The organism is Nocardiopsis ansamitocini (assembly GCF_030268225.1).
GTDB lineage: Bacteria > Actinomycetota > Actinomycetes > Streptosporangiales > Streptosporangiaceae > Nocardiopsis_D > Nocardiopsis_D ansamitocini.
Genome location: NZ_BSQG01000002.1, coordinates 505,152 through 525,641, shown reverse-complemented (window position 1 = coordinate 525,641; position 20,490 = coordinate 505,152). Strand labels below are relative to the sequence as shown.

At 71.6% G+C, this 20,490-nt stretch carries 21 protein-coding genes; 7 read left to right on the top strand and 14 right to left on the bottom strand.

Annotated features, from left to right (window positions below; all coding sequences use genetic code 11):
• The first annotated feature begins 97 nt into the window (after positions 1-97).
• Positions 98-1,828, top strand: a complete 1,731-nt coding sequence (gene argS / locus QSJ59_RS09025) for an arginine--tRNA ligase (RefSeq protein ID WP_285758576.1) — start codon at positions 98-100, stop codon at positions 1,826-1,828.
• 192 nt (positions 1,829-2,020) lie between these two features.
• On the top strand, positions 2,021-2,635 hold the full coding sequence (locus QSJ59_RS09020; protein WP_285758575.1) for a YceI family protein: 615 nt from the start codon (positions 2,021-2,023) through the stop codon (positions 2,633-2,635).
• Positions 2,636-2,651: 16 nt separating this feature from the next.
• Here the strand turns inward: QSJ59_RS09020 and QSJ59_RS09015 are convergent, their stop codons facing one another.
• The 14 genes from QSJ59_RS09015 to QSJ59_RS08950 all read right to left on the bottom strand — a co-directional run bounded on the left by QSJ59_RS09015 (position 2,652) and on the right by QSJ59_RS08950 (position 15,663).
• Positions 2,652-5,684: an OmpA family protein gene (locus QSJ59_RS09015; protein ID WP_285758574.1), complete on the bottom strand. Its 3,033-nt coding sequence runs from the start codon at positions 5,682-5,684 to the stop codon at positions 2,652-2,654.
• A 19-nt stretch (positions 5,685-5,703) separates the two neighbouring features.
• A complete protein-coding gene (locus QSJ59_RS09010; RefSeq protein ID WP_285758573.1) occupies positions 5,704-6,105 on the bottom strand; it encodes a pilus assembly protein TadG-related protein in 402 nt (133 codons plus the stop codon).
• Complete coding sequence (locus QSJ59_RS09005) at positions 6,102-6,512, bottom strand: TadE family protein (protein ID WP_285758571.1); 411 nt, start codon at positions 6,510-6,512, stop codon at positions 6,102-6,104. Before QSJ59_RS09005 ends, QSJ59_RS09010 begins: the two co-directional genes overlap by 4 nt.
• Positions 6,509-6,904, bottom strand: a complete 396-nt coding sequence (locus QSJ59_RS09000; protein ID WP_285758569.1) for a TadE/TadG family type IV pilus assembly protein — start codon at positions 6,902-6,904, stop codon at positions 6,509-6,511. The genes QSJ59_RS09005 and QSJ59_RS09000 overlap by 4 nt, the downstream gene beginning before the upstream one ends.
• A 3-nt stretch (positions 6,905-6,907) precedes the next feature.
• Positions 6,908-7,084, bottom strand: a complete 177-nt coding sequence (locus QSJ59_RS08995) for a hypothetical protein (RefSeq protein ID WP_285758567.1) — start codon at positions 7,082-7,084, stop codon at positions 6,908-6,910.
• Positions 7,085-7,120: 36 nt separating this feature from the next.
• On the bottom strand, positions 7,121-8,026 hold the full coding sequence (locus QSJ59_RS08990) for a type II secretion system F family protein (protein WP_285758566.1): 906 nt from the start codon (positions 8,024-8,026) through the stop codon (positions 7,121-7,123).
• The gene (locus tag QSJ59_RS08985) at positions 8,023-8,898 is read right to left on the bottom strand and encodes a type II secretion system F family protein (RefSeq protein ID WP_432707451.1); all 876 of its coding nucleotides are present in this window, start codon (positions 8,896-8,898) and stop codon (positions 8,023-8,025) included. The genes QSJ59_RS08990 and QSJ59_RS08985 overlap by 4 nt, the downstream gene beginning before the upstream one ends.
• The gene (locus QSJ59_RS08980) at positions 8,895-10,250 is read right to left on the bottom strand and encodes a TadA family conjugal transfer-associated ATPase (protein ID WP_285758563.1); all 1,356 of its coding nucleotides are present in this window, start codon (positions 10,248-10,250) and stop codon (positions 8,895-8,897) included. The genes QSJ59_RS08985 and QSJ59_RS08980 overlap by 4 nt, the downstream gene beginning before the upstream one ends.
• A complete protein-coding gene (locus QSJ59_RS08975; protein WP_285758562.1) occupies positions 10,247-11,011 on the bottom strand; it encodes a CpaE/TadZ family protein in 765 nt (254 codons plus the stop codon). Before QSJ59_RS08975 ends, QSJ59_RS08980 begins: the two co-directional genes overlap by 4 nt.
• A complete protein-coding gene (locus tag QSJ59_RS08970) occupies positions 11,011-11,679 on the bottom strand; it encodes an SAF domain-containing protein (RefSeq protein WP_285758561.1) in 669 nt (222 codons plus the stop codon). Before QSJ59_RS08970 ends, QSJ59_RS08975 begins: the two co-directional genes overlap by 1 nt.
• A gap of 14 nt (positions 11,680-11,693) precedes the next feature.
• On the bottom strand, positions 11,694-12,563 hold the full coding sequence (locus tag QSJ59_RS08965) for a hypothetical protein (protein WP_285758560.1): 870 nt from the start codon (positions 12,561-12,563) through the stop codon (positions 11,694-11,696).
• Positions 12,557-13,075, bottom strand: a complete 519-nt coding sequence (locus QSJ59_RS08960) for a hypothetical protein (RefSeq protein WP_285758559.1) — start codon at positions 13,073-13,075, stop codon at positions 12,557-12,559. The genes QSJ59_RS08965 and QSJ59_RS08960 overlap by 7 nt, the downstream gene beginning before the upstream one ends.
• 781 nt (positions 13,076-13,856) lie before the next feature.
• On the bottom strand, positions 13,857-14,756 hold the full coding sequence (locus QSJ59_RS08955) for a ribokinase (protein WP_285758558.1): 900 nt from the start codon (positions 14,754-14,756) through the stop codon (positions 13,857-13,859).
• Between the two features lie 112 nt (positions 14,757-14,868).
• Complete coding sequence (locus tag QSJ59_RS08950; protein ID WP_285758557.1) at positions 14,869-15,663, bottom strand: exodeoxyribonuclease III; 795 nt, start codon at positions 15,661-15,663, stop codon at positions 14,869-14,871.
• A gap of 488 nt (positions 15,664-16,151) precedes the next feature.
• On the opposite strand from QSJ59_RS08950, the gene QSJ59_RS08945 reads away from it, so the two are divergent.
• From QSJ59_RS08945 to QSJ59_RS08925, 5 genes are all read left to right on the top strand, one after another.
• Positions 16,152-16,877, top strand: coding sequence for a response regulator transcription factor (locus QSJ59_RS08945; RefSeq protein ID WP_285758555.1), 726 nt, complete (start codon positions 16,152-16,154; stop codon positions 16,875-16,877).
• Between the two features lie 13 nt (positions 16,878-16,890).
• Positions 16,891-18,312, top strand: coding sequence for a sensor histidine kinase (locus tag QSJ59_RS08940; protein ID WP_285758553.1), 1,422 nt, complete (start codon positions 16,891-16,893; stop codon positions 18,310-18,312).
• A gap of 70 nt (positions 18,313-18,382) precedes the next feature.
• Positions 18,383-18,547, top strand: a complete 165-nt coding sequence (locus QSJ59_RS08935; RefSeq protein ID WP_285758551.1) for a hypothetical protein — start codon at positions 18,383-18,385, stop codon at positions 18,545-18,547.
• Between the two features lie 143 nt (positions 18,548-18,690).
• A complete protein-coding gene (locus tag QSJ59_RS08930) occupies positions 18,691-19,209 on the top strand; it encodes a hypothetical protein (protein WP_285758550.1) in 519 nt (172 codons plus the stop codon).
• A 10-nt stretch (positions 19,210-19,219) separates the two neighbouring features.
• Positions 19,220-20,431, top strand: coding sequence for a winged helix-turn-helix domain-containing protein (locus QSJ59_RS08925; protein WP_285758549.1), 1,212 nt, complete (start codon positions 19,220-19,222; stop codon positions 20,429-20,431).
• Positions 20,432-20,490 lie beyond the last annotated feature (59 nt).

The following is a 20,490-nucleotide window of genomic DNA, read 5'->3' as shown; positions in this document are numbered from 1 at the left end:
CCGGTCATGACAGCCGCGGTGTGACCCCGAGCCGGATCCGATCCGGTCCCCGCTGGTCAGGCCGTGCCGGTCGGGAGTACTCACTAAGCTGTCTGGCATGGCCGACCCGCAAGAAGTTCTCACGCAACGGGTCCAGTCCGCGCTCGGCGCCGCCTTCGGTGCCGACTACGCCGAGACCGACCCTGTCATCCGTCCCTCTCAGTTCGCCGACTACCAGGCCAACGCCGCCCTGGCCCTGGCCAAGCGCCTCGGCAGGAAGCCGCGCGACGTGGCATCCGCGATCGTCGAACACCTTGACGTCACCGACGTCTGCCGAGAGGTCGAGATCAGCGGACCGGGTTTCGTCAACCTGACGCTGCGCGAGGACTGGATCGCCGACCGGACCCAGGACCTGGTCGGCGACGAACGCAGGGGCGCACCGCTCCAGGAGCGCCAGAACATCCCGCTGGACTACTCCGCTCCGAACGTGGCCAAGGAGATGCACGTCGGCCACCTGCGCACCACCGTCGTTGGCGACGCACTGGCCCGGACGCTGGAGTTCCTCGGGCACAACGTCATCCGGCAGAACCACATCGGCGACTGGGGCACCCCCTTCGGCATGCTCATCGAGCACCTGTTGGAGGTCGGCGAGGGCTCCGACGAGGCGGCTCTGCTCAAGAACGACCCCAACGCCTTCTACCAGGGCGCGCGGGCGAAGTTCGACGGCAGCGAGGAGTTCGCGGCACGCGCCCGCCGGCGCGTGGTCGCGCTCCAGGCCGGCGACCCCGAGACCCTGCGACTGTGGCAGGACCTCATCGACCTGTCCACGGTCTACTTCAACAAGATCTACGACAAGCTCGACGTCACCCTGACCGACGCCGACCTCGCCGGCGAGAGCACCTACAACGACACGCTCGGCTCCATCTGCCAGGAGCTGGAGGACAAGGGCCTCGCGGTGGTCAGCGAAGGCGCACTGTGCGTCTTCCTCGACGGATTCACCGGCCGGGAGGGCAAACCCGTCCCGCTGATCATCCGCAAGAGCGACGGCGGTTACGGCTACGGCACCACCGACCTCGCCACCATCAAGCACCGGGCCCAGGAGCTCAAGGCCGACCGCGTCCTGTACGTGATCGGGGCCCCTCAGTCCCTGCACCTCCAGATGATCTACGAGACCGCGCGCAAGGCCGGCTGGCTGGGATCGGCCCAGCCCGTGCACGTGCAGATCGGCAACGTGCTCGGCGGCGACGGAAAGATCCTGCGCACCCGCAGCGGGGCGCCCATCCGGCTGATGGCACTGCTGGACGAGGCGATCGAGCGGGCCGCGAAGGTGGTCGCCGACGCCCGTCCGGACCTCGACGAGGCGACCCGCGCCCAGATCGCCCGCGAAGTGGGGATCGGGGCGGTGAAGTACGCCGACCTGTCGATCTCCCACGACACCGAGTACGTGTTCGACTTCGACCGCATGCTGGCACTGACCGGCAACACCGGCCCCTACCTGCAGTACGCGACCGCACGGATCAGGTCTATCTTCCGCAAGGGCGGTCTTGAGCCGGCCGAGGCCACCGGACCGATCACGGTCGACGAACCGGCCGAACGGACCCTCGCACTGGCCCTGCTGGGCTTCGGCCCGACCGTGGTCCAGGTCGGCGACGAACTGGTTCCGCACCGGCTGTGCGCCTACCTGTTCGAGCTGGCGCAGGCGTTCACGTCGTTCTATGAGAACTGCCCGGTGCTCAAGGCCGAGGATCCGGCGGTGCGCGCCTCGCGTCTGGCGTTGACCGCGGCCACCCTGGACACCTTGGTAAAGGGGCTCGACCTGCTGGGGGTCCGTTCTCCCGAGCAGATGTAGCCGATCTCTCCCCCACGCCCGAAAGCCGTCCGCCATCCCCGTGGTGGGCGGCTTTCGCGCGTTCGCCCCCCCCCGGCCCGAAACCGTCCCGGTCCGGACACAACGCCCCCCTTTGACCAGCGGTTCCTTTCCTGCGGTGATACTCGTTTGGGGAATCGAGCAGATTTCATCGTCAAAAAGGGGGATCAGAGCATGACGTCACGACCGGAGGAACAACAGCGAATCGGGCCGACACCGGGCGAGTGGCACCTGGACCCGCTGCACTCCAGCCTGATCTTCGTCGCGCACTACCTGCGCTTCGGCCGGGTACAGGGCACGTTCGGCCAGGCCAAGGGATTGATCACCGTTTCCGCGGACCCGTTCGCCTCGACGGTGGACGTGACGGTCCGGGCGGACAGCGTCAACACGGGGGTACGGGCGCGCGACGAACACCTGCGCTCCGCGGACTTCCTCGACGTGGACGCCCACCCCGAACTGCGTTTCGTCAGCACAGGGGTGACGGCGGGCGGGCGGGGGGAAGGCGCCTTCCGCATGTACGGCGACCTGACCGTCCACGGCCGGACGCAGCAGACGACCTTCGACTGCCAGTGGGTCGGCGAGGCCCCGCACTACGGGGACCACGAGAACGGCCACGGGCACTTCTTCACCGCCACCACCCTGATCAGCCTGTCGGACTTCGGGATCGGCGACGGCGGCGCACTGCCGTGGGGCGGACGCCTGGTCGGGGACGAGGTGGACGTCGTCCTGGAGACCAGGGTGCAGAACCAGGACCCGGAGCCGTTCCTGCGCCAGATCGGGCACGGGTGAACGGCTCCGGGAACGATCAGCCCTTCGAGGAGGGGCGGAAGTGGCGCTGTTCGACCTCTTCGGGCCGCACCCGCCGCATCCGGCTCTTGCCGGCCTTGCGCGCGCGGTGGGTGAGCGGCGTCGGGGCGGCCGGGTCCGGGACCGGCTCGGAACCGGTTCGCGTCTTCCCGGTCGCTTCGCTCCCGGCTGTGCGGGCGGGCTTCGCGGTGGTCACGCGCACCGGGGCCTGCTCCTGGTCCACGGCACCGGTCGACCGCGGCTTCGGGGGCCGCGGGTGCGATTCGGAAGCACTCGACGGGGTGGAGGCGTTCAGCGCCGAGAAGGCGCTGGCGATCTCCGCCGACACCGCCTTCGTCGCACCCTCCGACGCCACCGACTCCGACGGGGCGGCGGCTACGGGCTCCTCGACCGACCTGTCGGGGGCCTCCGCCCTCTCCGGGGCCGCCTCCTCGGGCTCGGCCGGTTTCTGAGCCACGGGCTCCCGGACCGGCTCGACGCTTTGGACCGGCGCCTCGACGACGTCGGACCTGGCGTCCCGCCGTGCTTCCAGCACGGGCTCCCGGACCGGCTCGGCGGCCTCGACGGGCTCCTCGACCACCGGAGCCGACTCCGCGACCACCGGAACATCCACCGGACGACCCAACGCCCACCCGGTGTCCGCAGCCGACGCACGCACGGGCTCGACCGTCTCGACCGGCTCGACCGGCTCGACCGGCGACTGCGCGGACTCCTCGACCTCCACGTCCTGCCGTTCGTGCGCGACGGGCTCCCGGACCGGCTCGGCGGCCTCGACGGGCTCCTCGACCACCGGAGCCGACTCCGCGACCACCGGAACATCCACCGGACGACCCAACGCCCACCCGGTGTCCGCAGCCGACGCACGCACGGGTTCGACCGTCTCGACCGTCTCGGCCGGCTCGGCCGGCGACTGCTCGGACTCCTCGACCTCCAGGCCCCGGTGCTCCTCCGCGACCACCGCGTCGCGGCGCGCCTCCGCGACGGATTCCCGATCCTGCTTCCAGGGCGAGGGCCCGTCCGGGGCGGCGATCATGGACAGGACCCGGTCGATGTCGTGCTGGTCGGGTATCGGACGCCCGCTGCCGCCCACCGCCGTGTCGGCCCACTCGGCGGCGACCTCCTCGGTCGTCGACCAGCGGTCGGCACGCACCGGCGTGGCAGGGGCCCTCTTCTTCGCGGACTCGGCCTTCTTCCCCGTGTCCGCGGTGGGCACGATCAGCTCCGCCGCCCATTCCGCGGACCGGTATCCGACCGTGCCGCTGTGGCTGTCGTACTCGACCGTGGCGCCGTCGCAGTCGTATTCCCGGACCAGGTCCATGACGTGCTCGGCGTCGCATCCGGGCCACTGGGCCTGGAAGATGCGGCTCAGCGGCGGGCTGGTGTCGGTGATGACCCCGTCCTCGCCGATGGTGCAGGTGCCGCCCAGCGGCCAGCGCCCCAGCAGGACCGCGGTGATGCCGCGCTCCTGGCCGTGCAGCAGCAGCCCCGACAGCGCGGTCTCGTACTCCGCGACGGGGGTGGCGACCAGGACCAGGGGCTCCTGGTCGTCGACGGCGTCGGGGTCGGCCGCGTTCTCGTGCAGCTCGCGCTGGAGGATCGCCAGGGCGTCGTGCATCGTGTCCACGACCCGCACCGCCTCGAAGCCCTGCTCGCTGAGCAGTGTGCGCCCCTCGTCCCCCAGCAACATGCTGGCGTCGGAGTCGGTGATGAGGACCCGCGCGGACCGCTCCTCCTCACCGGAGAGGGCGTTGGCGATCAGCCGCCGGGCGGCCCCCGGCGCGCCGGGACCGGTGATGCCGATGCCGGGGATGTGGTTGAGCTCGACGACCACCCGGTCGTCGATGCCGTCGGTGAGCTCGGGCGGCGGCTTGGGCGGGTCGATCTCGGGGGATTCGGGCCGTTCACGGCGGATGCCTGCCGTGAGCGCACGGGGCTTGGGCAACGACAGCGCCAGGCCGCCGGTACCGCGCCGGCCGACGAGGAACCCGCCGACGAGACCGGCGAAGGCTGCGGTGCTGAGGAGCCCACCGGCCGGAATCTCCATGACCACGACCTTGGGCGGGCTGTCCACCGCCGCCTGCTGGAGGGCCGCTTCGTCGGAGTCCGCGCCGGGCACCTGGGTCACGGCCTTGACCATGGCCATCTCGGTGATCTCCTCGGCCTGCCCGGCCGCCGGCGCCTGCTCGGGCTGCTGCACCGGTTCCTGGACGGGCTGGTGCACCTTCGGCTTGGCGGCGGGCGCGACCGTGTAGCTGACCTCCACCCTGCGCTGATCCTGGGTGTCGGCGCCGTCCTGCAACCGGGTGGCGCCCAGACCCTCGACCTGGATGTCGGGGGCCTTGTCCCCGAGTTCGGCAGCGAGGTGGTCGGCGACGCCCTGCGCGCGGCGCTCGGACAGCTCCTGGTTGACCGCGTCGCTGCCGGAGGCGTCGGTGTGCCCGGTCACCACGATGGGAGAGTCCGGTGCGCCGTGCTTGCGGATCAGCTCGACCGTCGAGGCGAGGTCCTCACGCATGTCCTCGGTGGGCTCGGCGGAGTTGAGTGCGAAACCGGAGAAGGAGCGGACCCGTTGGGTCTCCTGCTCCTGACCGGCGTCCTGGTCCGCAGGGGCCTGCGGTGCGGCGGCGGGGGCCTGCGCGTCGGAGGCGTCGGCCGTGTCCGTCTGCACGTCGTGGACCACGACGGTGTCGGCCATGGCCTGCGCCGGCACGGCCAGCGTGGTGCCGATCGCGGTGGCCGCGATCACCTGGAGCGGCCCGAACAGGCGGAAGCCGCGCTGCCGCCCCCTCGCCCGGGCCGCGATCTCGGTGACGACGCTCAGCGCGAAGAGGCCCCACACGCCCCAGAGCGTCCCGATGAGCAGTGCCTGGGGCACCCCCGGGGGCAGGGACAGCCCGCTCAGGTGCACCGCCAGGACGGTCCAGGACAGGGAGAGGTCGGGCCACGGCAGGTGCACCAGTAGCGCGTAGGGCAGCCCCAGCAGCAGGGCCGAGGTGAGAAGTAGCGCGCTCAGCCGTTGGATGGTTCGCATGGCCGCCTCCACGAGACGTTCAGGGGGTGGTGGGTCCGGAATAGGGGCGGGCACTCGCGGTGCCACTGACAGTCGTATTACCCAATGGTAGGAGGACAAAGCTATAAGAGACCGACGTGGTGACCGTCACCGTGTCGCCGCTCACCTCGGCGCTGCCGCTCGCCCCGGAGGAGGCCAGGAAGCCCTGGGCCGCCCCCACCGCCGCGGCGGCGTCGATGGCGACCGGGTCGCCCGCGCGGTAGGCCGCCCAGTCCAGCTGCTGGGCGCCGACCCGGGCCGCCTCCTGGGCCAGCAGCGACGCGCGGTTCTTGGCGCGCAGCGCGCCACCGCCGTCGAGGACCAGGCCCAGGCACATGACGAACGCCGACACCATGACGACGACGAAGGCGGTGACCTGGCCGCGGTCCGATCCGGTGCTCACGGGGTCCCCCGGTAGGTGTCGATGACGACGGTGGACTCGCCGCGCACGGTGCTGCTGCCGGGCAGTCCCAGGCCGGAGATGTCGCTGAACGAGACGTTGCAGGTGAGCGCCGCGGTGACCGCGCCGCCGGGCTGCAGGCCGCCGTGGTCGAGTTCGAGGCTGTAGCTGGCGCACTTGAGTCCGTGGGTGGCGAGGGTGTCCGCGGCGACCTGGTTGGCCGCCGCCTCCGCCTGGCCGGGTTCGCGCTCGATGGACGCGGCGCGGGCGGCGGCGTGCGCGACCTCGTCGGCGGTGCTGCCCGCGCCGGTGACCCGGCCGCCCAGGATCATCAGGAACGCGAACATCAGCAGCAGCGGGGTGATGACGGTGAGTTCGACGGCCGCCGAGCCGCGGTCCCTGCCCCTCACTGGGTTCCTCCTGCCGGGGTGGGCGGTACGAAACGCTCCACGGGCGCGGTCAGCTCGTGGCGCACCGGCCAGGTGAAGCCCGGCACGATGCTGGGCGCGTTGCCGGACACCACCACCCGGGCGGTGGTGGCGCCGACCTGGACCTGGATGCTGCGGTCGGTCAGGAGGCCGCCGCCGAGATCGTCGGCCACCGACTCCGCGTAGCCCTGCGGGTCGGTGGCCTCCGCGGCCCGGGCCGCCGCGACGGAGCGCTGCGCGATGCTGGTTGCGACGTGGTCGGCGTGCATCCACACGGCCATCTGGATCACAAAGAACACCAGAAAGAGCAGCAGTGGCGCCGCCACGACGAGCTCGGCGCTACCGCGATCCTCCGAAGGACGGTCGGGTCGCATCGCCTATTCGCCGGCGTCCAGCGAGATGGACGTGGCCTTGTTCTGGATCGTCGTGCCGACAGCCGTAACCGCGGCGATGGCGATGCCGACCAGGAGTGCGATGACAACGATGGTCTCGGTGGTGTAGCCGGCGTCGCCCTTGTGGCGGCGGCGGGCGAGGAACTCTCTGATGGTGTTCATGCGGGGGCTCCTTGTTTCGTGAAGGGAGGGACTGCTTCAGAGGCTGGACATGATCAGGCTCACTGCCGGATAACCGAGCAGGAGGAGAAAGCCGGCGAAGAGCAGCACCACCGGCAGGCTCATCTTCTCGGTGGCCGCCTGGGCGTCGGCGTCCAGCTCGGCCAGGTGCTGGGTGCGCAGCGTCTTGGCCTTGGCGGCCAGCGAGCCGCGCACCCGGGCCCCGTCGGCCCCGGCCAGCTGGAGGCTGGCCGAGAGCTCGTCGAACTCCGGGACGTCGTAGCGGTCGCCGAGCTCGCGCAGTGCCGTCCAGGCCGGCTGGCGGTCCAGCGCGGCGCCGCGCAGGGCGAGGGCGATCCGGGTCATCGCCCAGCTGCTGCTGGTCGCGGTGGCGTCGGACAGCGCGCCGTTCACCCCGGCGCCACCGGCCAGCGCCACCACCACCAAGTCGGCGAACCCGGCGAGGGCGTGCCGCATACGCTCGCGGCGCTTGCCGGCCTCGTCGCGCAGCGCGAGGTCCGGGGCGATCCACAGCACGACGGCGAACAGCGCCCAGCAGGCCCCGGCCACCAGCGGGGAGAGGCCGACACCCAGCACCGTCATTACGACGCCCATGACCGGCGGCCCCAGCAGGCCGAGGAGCAGGCCGGTGGCCTTCTCCGCGAGGTAGCGGTCCACGTCGCGGTCGCACACCACGAGGTCGCGCCGGGTGCGGGCCGTGGGCAGGCCGAAGGAGGCCATCAGCGGGGTGCCGAGGCGGCCCAGCCGGGCGGTGAACCCGGCCTCTTCTTCCGAGACCACCGGGCGCGGCGGCTGCTTCGGCGGGGGGTCGGCGAGCCGCTCGGCCAGGCTGGGCCGGGCGTAGCCCACCGCGAGTACCAACCACACCCCCAGGCCGACCAGCAGCCCGGCCCCCAGGGTCAGCGGCGACACGTCGGGGATCACGCGGGCACCTCCTCGGATCGGGCGGCCGGCGCGAGCACGCGCGGGCCCAGTTTCGGCCGGGACAGCCGGACCAGCCAGACCAGCGCGGCGGCCCACAGCCCGCCGATCCCGGCGAGTACCAGCTGGCCGACGAAGCCGTCGAACGGCGCCAGGTAGTCCGGGCTGAACAGCAGCATCAATGCAGCCATCCCCATCGTGACACCGATGATGATGCGGGTGGAGGTGCGCACCCGCGCCCGGTTCGCGGCGAGGCGGACCAGCATGGCGGCCTGCTCGCGCGCGGCCTCGGCCAGGCTGCCCAGCAGGGTGCCCAGGTCGGCGGCATGCCGCGCGGCGGCGGTACTCAGCGCGGCGGCCACGAGGTCGGCGGTGGGGTTGTCCACCTCGTTGGCGAACAGCTCCAGCGCCTCCTGCGGCGACCGCCCAGCGCGGATACGCTCGGCGAGCCGGGCGACCTCGTCGCGGATCGGCTCCGGCGCGATGGGAACGGTGGCGGTGATGGCCTGGTGCAGGCCCGAGGAACCCGCCATGAGGTCGCGCAGCATCTCGGACCAGGCGGCGACCGCCTCGACCCCGGCGACCTGCTGCTCGTGGTGCTTGTCCGAGCCGAACAGGACCGGGGCGAACCAGCAGCCGACCCCGATGAGCACGCCGGCGACCGGCCAGCCGGTGACCAGCCACGCCGCGGCACCGCCGGCCACCGCCAGCACCAGCCGGAGGGGACGGCCCCGCTCGAAGGGCAGGGTCCGCAGCCGGTACAGCGCCGTCCCGGTGGGGAAGGAGGCCAGCGCGGCCAGCGCGAGCCACAGGCCCGCGCCGGCGATGACACCGGCCGCGGCGATGAGGAGGGTCTGGACGTCGGGCACGGTCACCACCCCCCGCCCATGCTCACGTCGGCGTGCAGCAGGCTGGTGTCGAATCCGACCTCGGTCAGCGCGGCGACGGTGTCGGTCCCGGGCGGGGCCGCGGGCAGCTGCTCGCCGTTGGGGCGGCGGCGGTAGATCTCGTTGGAGACCACGCGCTGCTCCTCGGCTCCGACCACCTCGCGCACGCTGGTCACCATGCGCCGGCCGGCGGGGGTGGAGGAGACGTGCACGACGAGGTGCACGGCGGAGGCGACCAGTGCGGCGGTGGCCTCCAGCGGCAGCCGCTCGGCGGACTGCGCGGCGTAGGCGCCGAACTTGGTGAACGCCCCCGAGGAGTCGCTGGCGTGCAGCGTGGTGAGGCTGCCGTCGTTGCCCTGGCTCATGGCGTTGAGCAGTGGGACCGTCTCGTGGCCGCGGGTCTCGCCCACGATCACCCGGTCCGGCGACATCCGCAGCGCGGTGCGCACGAGATCGGCGATGGTGACCGCGCCGGCCCCCTCGACGTTGGCCGGCCGCGCCTGCAGCGCGACGCAGTCGGGGTGGGCCTCGTCGCGGTCCAGGCCGAGCTCGAAGACGTCCTCGATGGTGACCAGGCGCTCCTCCGGCGGGATCTCGGCGGCGATGGCGCGCAGCAGAGTGGTCTTGCCCGCTCCGGTTCCGCCGGTGACGACCATGTTGCGGCGCGAGCGCACCGAGGCGCGCAGCAGCGCCACCAGGGTGTTGTCGAGGGTGCCCAGGTCGCGCAGCTGCTCCAGGGTGGTGGTGCTGTAACGGTGCCGGCGGATGGACACCGAGGGCTCGCGGGCGACCTCCATGACGGCGTTCATGCGCTCGCCGCCGGGCAGCTGCATGTCCAGGATCGGCGCACCCGGGTCGAAGCGGCGCTCCCCCGTGGTCGCCTCGGCGGCGATGCGCCGGACCAGCGCGATGAGCTCGGAGGAGTCACCGAAGATCGCCGTCTTCTGCTCCCGGCGGCCGTCGGCGTAGCGGATCCAGACCCTGGTTCCGTTGCAGTTGATGTTCTCGATCTCGGGGTCGTCCAGGAACACCTGGAGCGGGCCGAACCCGCACACCTGGGCCAGCACGCGGCGGGCGATGTCGGCCTCGGTGGCCGCGTCGAGCACAGCGCGGCCCTCGGCCAGCGCGTCGCCGGCCGCCTCGTCGAGGACCTGGGCGATGACGCGCTCCGCGCGCCTGCGGTAGTCCTGCCCGGAGTACGACTTCTCGTCGCGCATGACCTCGCTGAGGCGCCGGGTGGTCTCCGAGGCGACCCAGTTGGTCCAGTCGTCGACCAGCCTGAGCCGCTGGTGGTCGACGACCTGGCCGGGGTCCTCGTAGAAGGGCGAGTCCAGGTTCATGAGGGCGACACCGCCGGCTGGTGGCCGCTCTGTGCCGGGGCGGCGTCCTTGAGCAGGTCGGCGGCCAAGGCGGCCGCTGACTTGAACAGGGGGCGGCGCTCGGGGCGGCGGTTGTTGCGCTCGCCGCGCAGGAACGCGGCGCCCTTCTCGTCGCGGGGCAGCCGGCCCCACACGGGCAGGCCGACGGCCGCGGAGATCTCCGCGGTGGAGTCGGAGCCGCCGGTGACGACGACCCGCAGGGAACGGAAGGAGTCCGCGAAGGCCGCGGCCGACTCCTTGACCCGGCGCAGCTGGGCGACCTCGTCCTGGACCACCAGGATCGCGGTGTCGGCGGCGACGGCGAGGTGCGCCGTGGGGGAACGGGGCGCGATGCGGCCCAGGTCGACGACCGTGACCGGCCCGTGGTCGGCCCGCAGGACGGAGGCGTGCTGGGCGAGCAGGCCGACCGCGCCGGCCGACCGGTCGGCGGTGGCGGGTGCGACGCACACCGGCAGCCCGCCGGGCAGGACCTGGGCGTGCTTGAGCGGGCTGTGCTCGCCGCTGTCGGCGGGCTGCACCTCGCGGTGCCGGGCGGCCGCGGCGAGGTCGATCAGTCCGGGCGAGGTGTGCAGGCGGCGCCAGGTGGCGACGTCGCCGCCCCCGGAGTCGGCCTCGACGAGCACGGCGCCCGCCTCGTCCGGCCAGACACTGGCCAGCGCCATCGCCAGGGTGGTGACGCCGGGGGCGCCGCCCAGGGAGAAGAGGGAGATCGTCCGGGTCATCAGGACCCCCCGCCGGCGGGGACCTGGACCAGGGCGATGCCGTCCGCCGCGGCGGCGGTGGAGATCTGGCCCGCGTCGCCCGCGTCCACCAGGAGTTCGGCGGTGGCGGAACCGCCGTCGGCGGCGGTGAAGGACTGCAGGTGGGCGGCATATGCCTGGACGCCCCGGCGCGTGCCGGACTCGCCCTCGCTGACGACCACGACCGAGACCTGCGCGCCGGGGCGCAGCGACTCGGGGAAGCGGCCCGGCTTGAGCGAGGCGCCCACCACGGCCCGGCCGCTCTCGGGGTAGTCCGAGCCGGGGCCGACGGCCGTCTCGGGCAGCACGCTGTCGGCCGCCACGGGCACGGTGAGTGTGCTGCCCACCACCTGCTCCAGCTGGTCGCCGGAGACGACCGAGAGGCCGCTGGTACCGGAGAGGTCGGCGACCCGGAGGTCGCCGGCGGTCAGCAGGTGACCGGCCGGCAGGTCGGCGTCGGCCACCAGCACCTGGCGGCGCTGGTCCAGCTGGTCGACGGCGGTCGTCGCGACCAGCGCGCCCGCCGCCATCAGTGCGATCCCCAGACCCAGCCAGCGCCATCGCCTGGGGCCGGTGCCCAGCAAACGGACCGGCTGGGCCGCGCCCGCCGCCCGGGGCGCCTTAGTCGGGGCTGTCGCTGTCTCGACCACGTTCGTTCCGTCCTCTATCCGCGGCCGGTGGAGGTCACCAGGCCCTGCGATTCTTCAACCGGCAACTCGATCTGCGCGGCCGTGACGACCGGGTCCATCTCGCCCGTCTCGGTGCCCTCGTCGTCGGAGATCTCCCAGCCGATGCCCCAGGTGACCTCGGCGGTCACCTGGAACACCCCGCCGGGCTCGGCGAAGGAGGAGGTGGTGTAGACGTGGCCGCAGTCGGGGGACTCCGCCGCCGGGTCGTGCGTGGCGGGGTCGAAGGGGGTGCCGGGACCGTCGCAGATGATCTGCGTCCCGTCGCCCAGGGTCCACCGGGTCTGGGTGGGGGTGGCGGAGACGCCGACCGAGAGCCCCGGGACCTCGGCGGAGGTGCTGGCGGGCTCCCAGCCCTCCGGCTGGAGCCAGAACCAGATCGGGGTGTGCACCAGCAGGCGCGACCCGACGGCCGGCGAGGTGACGATCTCGGGGGCGGGGAGCTCGAAGGACCCCAGGGCCTCCTGGATGGCCACCATCGGGTCCTGGGGGGCGGCACCCGCCCCGTCGCCGTAGTCGACGGCGTCCCAGTCGATGGACTCCCAGTCCACCGCGTCCCAGTCGATGGCGCTCCAGTCGATGGCGTCCCAGTCGATGCCGGCATAGGGGTCGTCGGCCCCGCCCGTGCCGCCCCCGTCGCCGGAACCGGTCGAGGTGCCTCCGCCCCCGCTGCTGCCGGGCACCCCGCCGTACTCGATGGCCCACTGGAGCAGGACCGAGCAGCCGGCGCCCCCGGAACTTCCGCACTGGATACTGCTGAGGAAGTCGGGGGTGTCGGCGTTGGCCGGCGTGGTGGCGGCCAGCAGGAGGGCGGCAGTCATGGCGACGGCGCCTGTTCGTCTCAGCACGTTCCCGGCTCCCAGATTCGCAGTTCGAAGACCCGCCAGACGAGTCCGTCATGGCCGACCCCGGCATCGACCCGGCGGGGCGCCCCGCCGGAGGACTGTCCGTCCACGCTCCACTGGGAGTCGTCGACGCAGTCGGTGACATTGGCTTTGGCCGAGCCGTCCATCACGACCTCGGGGTCGAGGACCGGTTCCCCGGTCGGTGGCTCCCCTGAGATCTTGGCCGATTGGAGGGCCTGGTTCATCAGTTCCAGGGCACCGCCCGTGGCGTAGCGCTCCAGTTCGGCCGGAGCGGTCTCTCCGGCGTGGGACGCGTCGACCACTACGGCCCACATGCCGTTGTATGCGGCGAGTGCGGCTCCCTCGGGGGTTTCGGCCGCACCGCTCTGCGCCTCGTTGACGAGGGTCGCCTCGGGGGAGGCGGGTTCCTCGTCGTCGATTCCGGCCGCGGAGCAACCGATACAGGCCGCGAGCAGTACAGCACAGCCGGTGGCGACCACATCGAGTGACCGCATCGTGTCCTCCCGCTTGTTTTCGGTCCGCGTCCCGACTCGGGCGAGCGCGGTGTCGGTTTCACCCCGCGCCGGTCGAAGCCGGTGGAGAACGTCCCCATGATCCGAAAGGCCACTTCGCAATGCTCAGCCACCATAATACTAAACACCCGAAACCCCCTTTGCAACCATTCCGAAAATGTCCGAAAGGCAACGATCAACCGCAGGGCGACACGACGGGAAACCCCGACGGGCCGGGACGTTAACCCGACACGGAAGTCGCAGGCAGAGGGGGTTCTCAATGATGGATGAACCGGCACCAACGGTTCGGTGAATATCGATCCGAACTCATTTGGAAACAATTTCGTTACCCGAAATTGCTCGATACGGGCATTTTTTCGCGGAGCCCGAAACCCTGGAAGAAAAAAATGTGGATTCGGACATGGCCGATGTGTGAAACGGATCCGCTTCCGAGGGGAAGACGGCGGGGACGCGACCCGGGCGGCGGGGGCCTCCAGGTCCGCCGGAGGCCGACCCTGGGGGCCGGTGTGGCTTCACCTGCTCTTGAACTTGGCTTTAGGTGAGTTTAAAGAAATAGCACACAGCACACAACCCTTGCCGCTTCATGGCTTCCCCCCATGCCTCCGAAGATGACGTATCACCACGTCAGGGCAGCCATGAAGCACAAAAAAGTCTCACTTGATGGTTTTCACAGACGAATCGATCGCCATGAACGACCATCAGGCAACAAACGGCCGGTCACGATCCGGGGCAACCCGCGATCGCGACCGGCCGCCGTGGCTCGTCAGGCAGCGTCGATCTCCGCGCGGGTGGGCATCGAGGAGCTCGCACCGTGGCGTTGCACCGAGAGCGCGGCGGCCGTCGCCGCGAACTCCAGGGCCGCCCGAGGCGAACGGCCCTCGGCGCGCGCGACCACGAACGCACCGCAGAAGGTGTCGCCGGCTGCGGTGGTGTCCACGGCCGTGACCTGCACGGCGGCGACCCGGGTGGGCTCCTCTCCGCGGCGGCCGTGGATCGAGCCGTCCGCGCCGAGCGTGATGATGGCCTCGGGCACCAGTTCGAGCAGTGCGGCGAGAGCCCGCTCCGGGTCGTCCTCGCCGGTGATGGCGGCCGCCTCGTGCTGGTTGGGCACGATGAGATCCACCGAGTCCAGCAGTTCACCGGGCAGTGGCCGTGCCGGTGCCGGCGTCAGCACGGTGGGCACCCCCGCCGCGCGACCGGCACGCGCCGCGGCGACGACCCCCTCCATGGGCAGCTCCAACTGGAGCAGTAGAGCCGCACTTCCCCGCAGCAGCGGGAGGTCGTCCTCCTCCAGGCCGGTCACGGTTCCGTTGGCGCCGGGGATCACGATGATGGAGTTGGACCCGTGCCCGTCCACCACGATGTGCGCGACCCCGGAGGCGCCGGGCTCCATGCGCAGCCCGGACACCTCGACTCCGGTGTCGACGAGGTTGGAGCGCAGTTGGGTGCCGAAGGCGTCGTCCCCGACCGCGCCGATGAAGGTCACATCAGCGCCGGCCATGGCCGCCGCGACCGCCTGGTTGGCGCCCTTGCCCCCGGGGATCTGCCGGAACTCCCGGCCCTGAACGGTCTCCCCGCTGGCGGGGGCGACGTCGGCGTAGGCGACGAGGTCCATATTGATACTGCCGAATACCGCGATCTGCGGTGCCGATGCTGGATTCACCCCTCGTACGTTACCGAGGTTCGGCGGCCCTCTCGGTTTCGGGCCTCAGCAGCGACGACACCGGCACTCGACACGCTTTCCCGCGCCTTCCCGCGTCGTCCGGCGGCAGGGGTCACCCGGAGGCGAACTCGACGAAGACCGGGGCGTGGTCGGATGCGCCCTTGCCCTTGCGCTCCTCGCGGTCCACCGAGGCGCCTGCCGCCCGCCGGGCCAGAGCGGGCGAGGCCAGCACGAAGTCGATGCGCATTCCCTTGCGCTTGGGAAAGGCCAAACCCTTGTAGTCCCAGTAGGTGTAGACGCCCGGCCCCGGGGTGTACGGGCGCACGACGTCGGCGAACCCCGCGTCCACGACAGCCTGGAAGGCGTCGCGCTCGGGAGCGGTGACGTGTGTACTGCCCTCGAAGACGTCCATGTCCCAGACGTCGGCGTCCTGCGGAGCGACGTTGAAGTCACCGCACAGCGCGATCTGCGCGGCGGGGTCCCGAGCCAGCCACTCGGCTCCGGCCGCGCGCAGTCGGTCCAACCACCGCAGCTTGTAGGTGTAGTGCGGATCGTCGATGGCTCGGCCGTTGGGAATGTAGAGGCTCCAGACCCGCACCCCGCCGCAGGTGGCACCGATGGCGCGCGCCTCGGGCGCGACCGGGTCGCCGAAGCCCGGCTGTTCGGGGAAACCGACCTGGACGTCGGCGAGCCCCACCCGCGAGGCGACCGCGACGCCGTTCCACTGCGACAGCCCGTGGTGGGCGACCTCGTAGCCGAGGTCGGTGAACACCTGTTCGGGGAACTGCTCGGCCTTGCACTTGGTCTCCTGGATCGCCACGACGTCGACGTCGCTGCGCTCCAGCCAGGCGGCGATACGCTCGCCGCGGGCCCGGACACTGTTCACGTTCCATGTCGCCAATCGCACCCCGCCAGGGTAGCGCCGGCCGAGGACATCCCGTGGCGAGCGCACCGAACAGGGCCGGCACGGGTGGTGGTTCCTGGCGCGGCCGTCCTCCGCACCAGGAACCGGGCACGACTTCTGGCACACGGTGGAGCCCTTGGAGTCGCTGTCCAGCTAGAGGACCACATCCGACCCACTGTTCACATGGTTTTCTCCGAATTCATTCCGTAGTTGGACGAATACCTTGAGTTCGCGGCAGGCGCGACTCTCGCCTCCCGTACGGAAAACCCAGTGTTTTCCCAGTCTCGGCGGACCGGCCGGTTCAGCGCCGCTCTGCGGGGGATCAGCGTCCCGCGCACGATCGGCCCCCGCTCCACCGGCCCTGTCACGCCCCCCGTCCCCCACTCGGCGAACGGCCCTGCGGCATGATGGGAGCGCGTGTCGAACACGCCGCCGTCCACGCGAAACGCACGCCCACGCGATCGCGATGCCCGCTACACCAAGGTGAACCGATGACCGACGCAGAGACCGCGACGAAGCCGCACGTGCTGGTGATCGACGACGAGCCCAACATCCGGGACCTGGTCCAGGCGGCGCTGCGCTTCCACGGCTTCGACGTCAGCACCGCCGGCACCGGCGGCGAGGGGCTGTCGATGGCCCGCGCCAACCACCCCGACCTCATCGTCCTGGACGTCCTGCTGCCCGACATCAGCGGATTCGACGTCTGCCGTCAGCTGCGCGAACGCGACGACGACGTGCCCGTCATATACCTCACCGCGCGCGACACCCCCTCCGACACCGTCACCGGGCTCTCCCTGGGCGGCGACGACTACGTCACCAAGCCCTTCTCCGTCGAGGCGCTGGTCGCCAGGATCCGCGCACTCCTGCGCCGCACCAAGCGCGATTCCGGCCCCGCCGAGACAACCGCGGACGGGGTCCTGCGGGTGGCCGACCTGGAACTGGACGAACGCACCTGGACGGTACGACGCGGCGGCACCCCCGTCGAGCTCTCCCCCACCGAGTTCCGGCTGCTGGCGTACCTGATGGGCAACGCGGGGCGGGTGCTGACCCGGGCCCAGCTGCTGGAGAACGTGTGGGGCTGGGACTACGCCGGACAGTCGCAGATCGTGGAGACGTACGTGAGCTACCTGCGCCGCAAACTGGAGCCGCTCGGCCCCAACCTCATCCACACCCAGCGCGGCGTGGGCTACGCGCTGCGCAGCAAAGACGAGAAGTAGCGGGACGGCCCCCGTGCACCCAGGCCGTCCCCTGCGCTCCCGGCTCCTGGTCGGGCTGCTCGTCGTGACCGGTGTCGGGCTGCTGGTGAGCTGCCTGGTGAGCATCCTGACGCTTCGGACCTTCATCACCGAACGGCTGGACGCACAACTGGTCCTGACCGCCGAGCGGGCCATGGTGCGCCTGGACAACGGCACCCCGCCGGTCGGCGTGGACGCCCCCAGTCCCTCCCCCTACTTCGTGGTGCTGATCCACCCCGGGACCGGGGAGGTCAACCAGATCTACGGCGACACCTTCCGCGAGGACGTGGTGTTGAACCGGATCGCCGCGCTGTCCCTGGCCGACCTGCGTTCCTACGGCCGCTCCCAGGAACTCTTCGAACTCAACAGCACCGAGGACTCCGTTCCCCCGCACCGGGCCACGGTCCGGCTGCGCGACGACGCGATCATGGTCAGCGGCGTTCCCACCGAGGAGCGCGAGGACTACCCGCGCCAGTTGATGCAGGTGCAGCTGGTCACCGCGATCATGCTGCTGGGCGGGCTGACCCTGGTCGGGCGGCGGCTGATCGTACGCGGCCTCGCCCCGCTGGACCGCATGGCCACCACCGCCGGACAGATCAGCACCGGTTCCGACCTCGCCGACCGGATGCCCGACGCCGACCCCTACACCGAGGTGGGCCGGCTTGGCATGGCGATCAACACCATGCTGGGCCGGCTGGAGCACGCGTTCAAAGCGAAGGCCGCGTCGGAACGCCGGGTGCGGGACTTCGCCGCCGACGCCTCGCACGAACTGCGCACACCGCTGACCACCATCCGCGGCTACACCGAGCTCTACCGGCAGGGTGCGATCCCTCCGGAGGAACTCCCCGGGGCGATGCGGCGGGTGGAGGGCGAGGCGGAGCGCATGAGTCGGCTGGTCGCCGAACTCCTGGAGCTCGCCCGACTGGACCGCACCGGGTCGCTGCAACTGGCCGACTGCGACCTGGCAGCGCTGGTACGCGAGATGGCCGCCGACGCCGCCGCGGTCGACCCCGACCGCAACCTCGTGCTGGACCTGCCCGAAAGCCTCGTCCAGCCGATCGACGAACCCCGGTTCCGCCAGATCCTGGCCAATCTGCTGGACAACGTCCGCGAGCACACCCCCGAAGGCACCCCGGTGACGATCCGGCTCGACGGCGAAGGCGACGAGACGGTCCTGGTGGTCGCCGACGCCGGTCCGGGAATGCCCACCGACGAGGCGCATCGGGCCTTCGACCGGTTCTACCGGGGCAACCGCTCCCCCGGTGTGGGCAGTGGGCTCGGACTGTCGATCGTGCAGGCCATCGCGACCGCCCACGGCGGTTCGGTCGGCATCGAGTCGTCCCCGGGCGCAGGGACGACCATCACGGTGTGGCTGTCGACCAACGGCGCGCTCCTCCCGCCCGAGACAACGGACTGATCGTGCCGGCCCCGCCTCCCGCCCCCGGCCGGGCCGGACCGTCCTCGGGCCCGGAGGCTACATTGGCGTCATGGACATAGCGATCGTGTGCCAGGACTGCCATGGAAGCGGGTACCGGGTGCGGGTCTACGGCTACATGAGTGTCGACGGCCACGCCGAGATGCTGGTCCCCAGGGACTGCCTGTCCTGCGGAGGTTCCGGCCGGGTCCTGACCTCGGGCTGGTCTGCCGCGTAGCGGCTTTTCGGCCCGGCTTCGCGGCGGCCGTCCGGCGTGCCGGATTGGCCACGCGTTCCCCGGGCAAATACCGTTCGAGAGGAGATTCTCCGGATCCCCAGCCCCGCACAGAGGCTTCCGGACCGTCTCGAGAAGGCGTTTCGATGAGCGTTGACGTCTCCGTCCCACCCGGCCCGGGTCGGACCCGACGGCACAGGAGAAGTTCCTGGGCCACGGACCACCCGCGGCTGAAATGGGCGCCCCCGGCCGCCGTGGCAACGGTGACCGTCCTCGGCATGTTCTGGGGACTTGCCGCACTGGCCGGACCGTCGGAGCCGACCGGACCGGCCGCTCCTCGGGCCGCGGGCTCCGCTGCGCCCTCCGCGTCGCCCAGCCCCAGCCAGCGGGGTGAGGCCCAGTTGAGCGCAATCCTCAACCAGGCGACCGCTCCCGTGGTCACCGTGGTCAGCGCTCCCTTGCTGCTGCCGCCTCCCGAACCCAGCCCCGAGCCGAGCCCGTCCCCCGCCGACCCATCGCCCGGCGCGTCCCCTGCTCCGCAACCCGAACAGCCGTCGCTTCCGGTCATACCGGACCCCGATACCGCCCCCGCCGGATCGAACGACCGGCTGCCCGAGTCGGGGCCTCCCGGATTCGACGACCCCGCGCCCGAGATCCCCGACTAAGTTAGTACGCGTGTACGAACAACGACCGGCCCCCCATCCCAGACGCGATGCCACCCTGTCACTGGCCGAGGCCAGGCGGGTGGCACTGGCCGCACAGGGCTTCGCCGACCGACGCCCCTCCTCCGCTGCGACGCAACGGCACCTGCAACGGGTGATCGACCGTGTCGGGATCATCCAGATCGACAGCGTGAACGTGCTCTCACGCAGCCAGTACCTCCCCGTCCACGCGCGCCTGGGGGCCTACGACCGCACCCTGCTGGACCGGGCCGCCACGGGCCGCGGCGGACGCCTGGTCGAGTACTGGGCGCACGAGGCGAGCCTGATCCCTCCCACGACGCACCGACTGCTGCGCTGGCGGATGGCCCGTGCGCGCGACGAGGCGTGGGGCGGGATGCGCCGGGTCGCCGCCGAGCACCCCGAATTGGTCAAGGCGGTGCTCGGCGAGGTCGAGCGGACCGGACCGGCCACCTCCCGTCAGATCGAGACCGCCCTGGAACACGACGTCCCACGGGGCAAGGAGCACTGGGGCTGGAACTGGTCGCTGGTGAAGTCGGCGCTGGAGTACCTGTTCTGGTGTGGCGAGGTGACCACCGACGGGCGCACGCCCCAGTTCGAGCGCCGTTACGACCTCACGTCACGGGTACTGCCCGCCACGGTGCACGAGGCCCCCGACCCCGATCCGGCCGACGCCCGACGGGAACTGGTCGCGATCGCGGCCCGTGCCCACGGCGTGGCCACACAGAAGTGCCTGCGCGACTACTTCCGCCTCAGCGCCGGGGAGGGGCGCGCGGCGGTCACCGATCTCGTGGAGTCCGGCGAACTGGTGCCCGTGGGCGTCGAGGGCTGGGGGCAGCCCGCCTATCTCCACCGCGACGCCCGCTTCCCGCGCCGGGTGACGGCAAGCGCGCTCCTGAGCCCATTCGACTCACTGATCTGGGAACGCGCCCGCACCGAGAACCTGTTCGGTTTCCGGTACCGCCTGGAGATCTACGTCCCCGCCCCCAAACGGGTGCACGGATACTACGTGCTGCCGTTCCTGCTGGGCGAGCGGCTGGTCGCCCGGGTGGACCTCAAGGCCGATCGCGCTGCCGGGGTCCTGCTGGTGCGCCGGACCACGCTGGAACCCGACGCTCCGCCCGAGGCCCCCGAGGCGCTGGCCGCCGAACTGGGGCGCATGGCCCAGTGGCTCGGGCTGAACGGTGTGGCAGGCCCAACCGGATAGCCACCCAACCGGACACCGACGGACACTCAGGTCGGAGCCGGCGGCGCACCCTCTTTTCT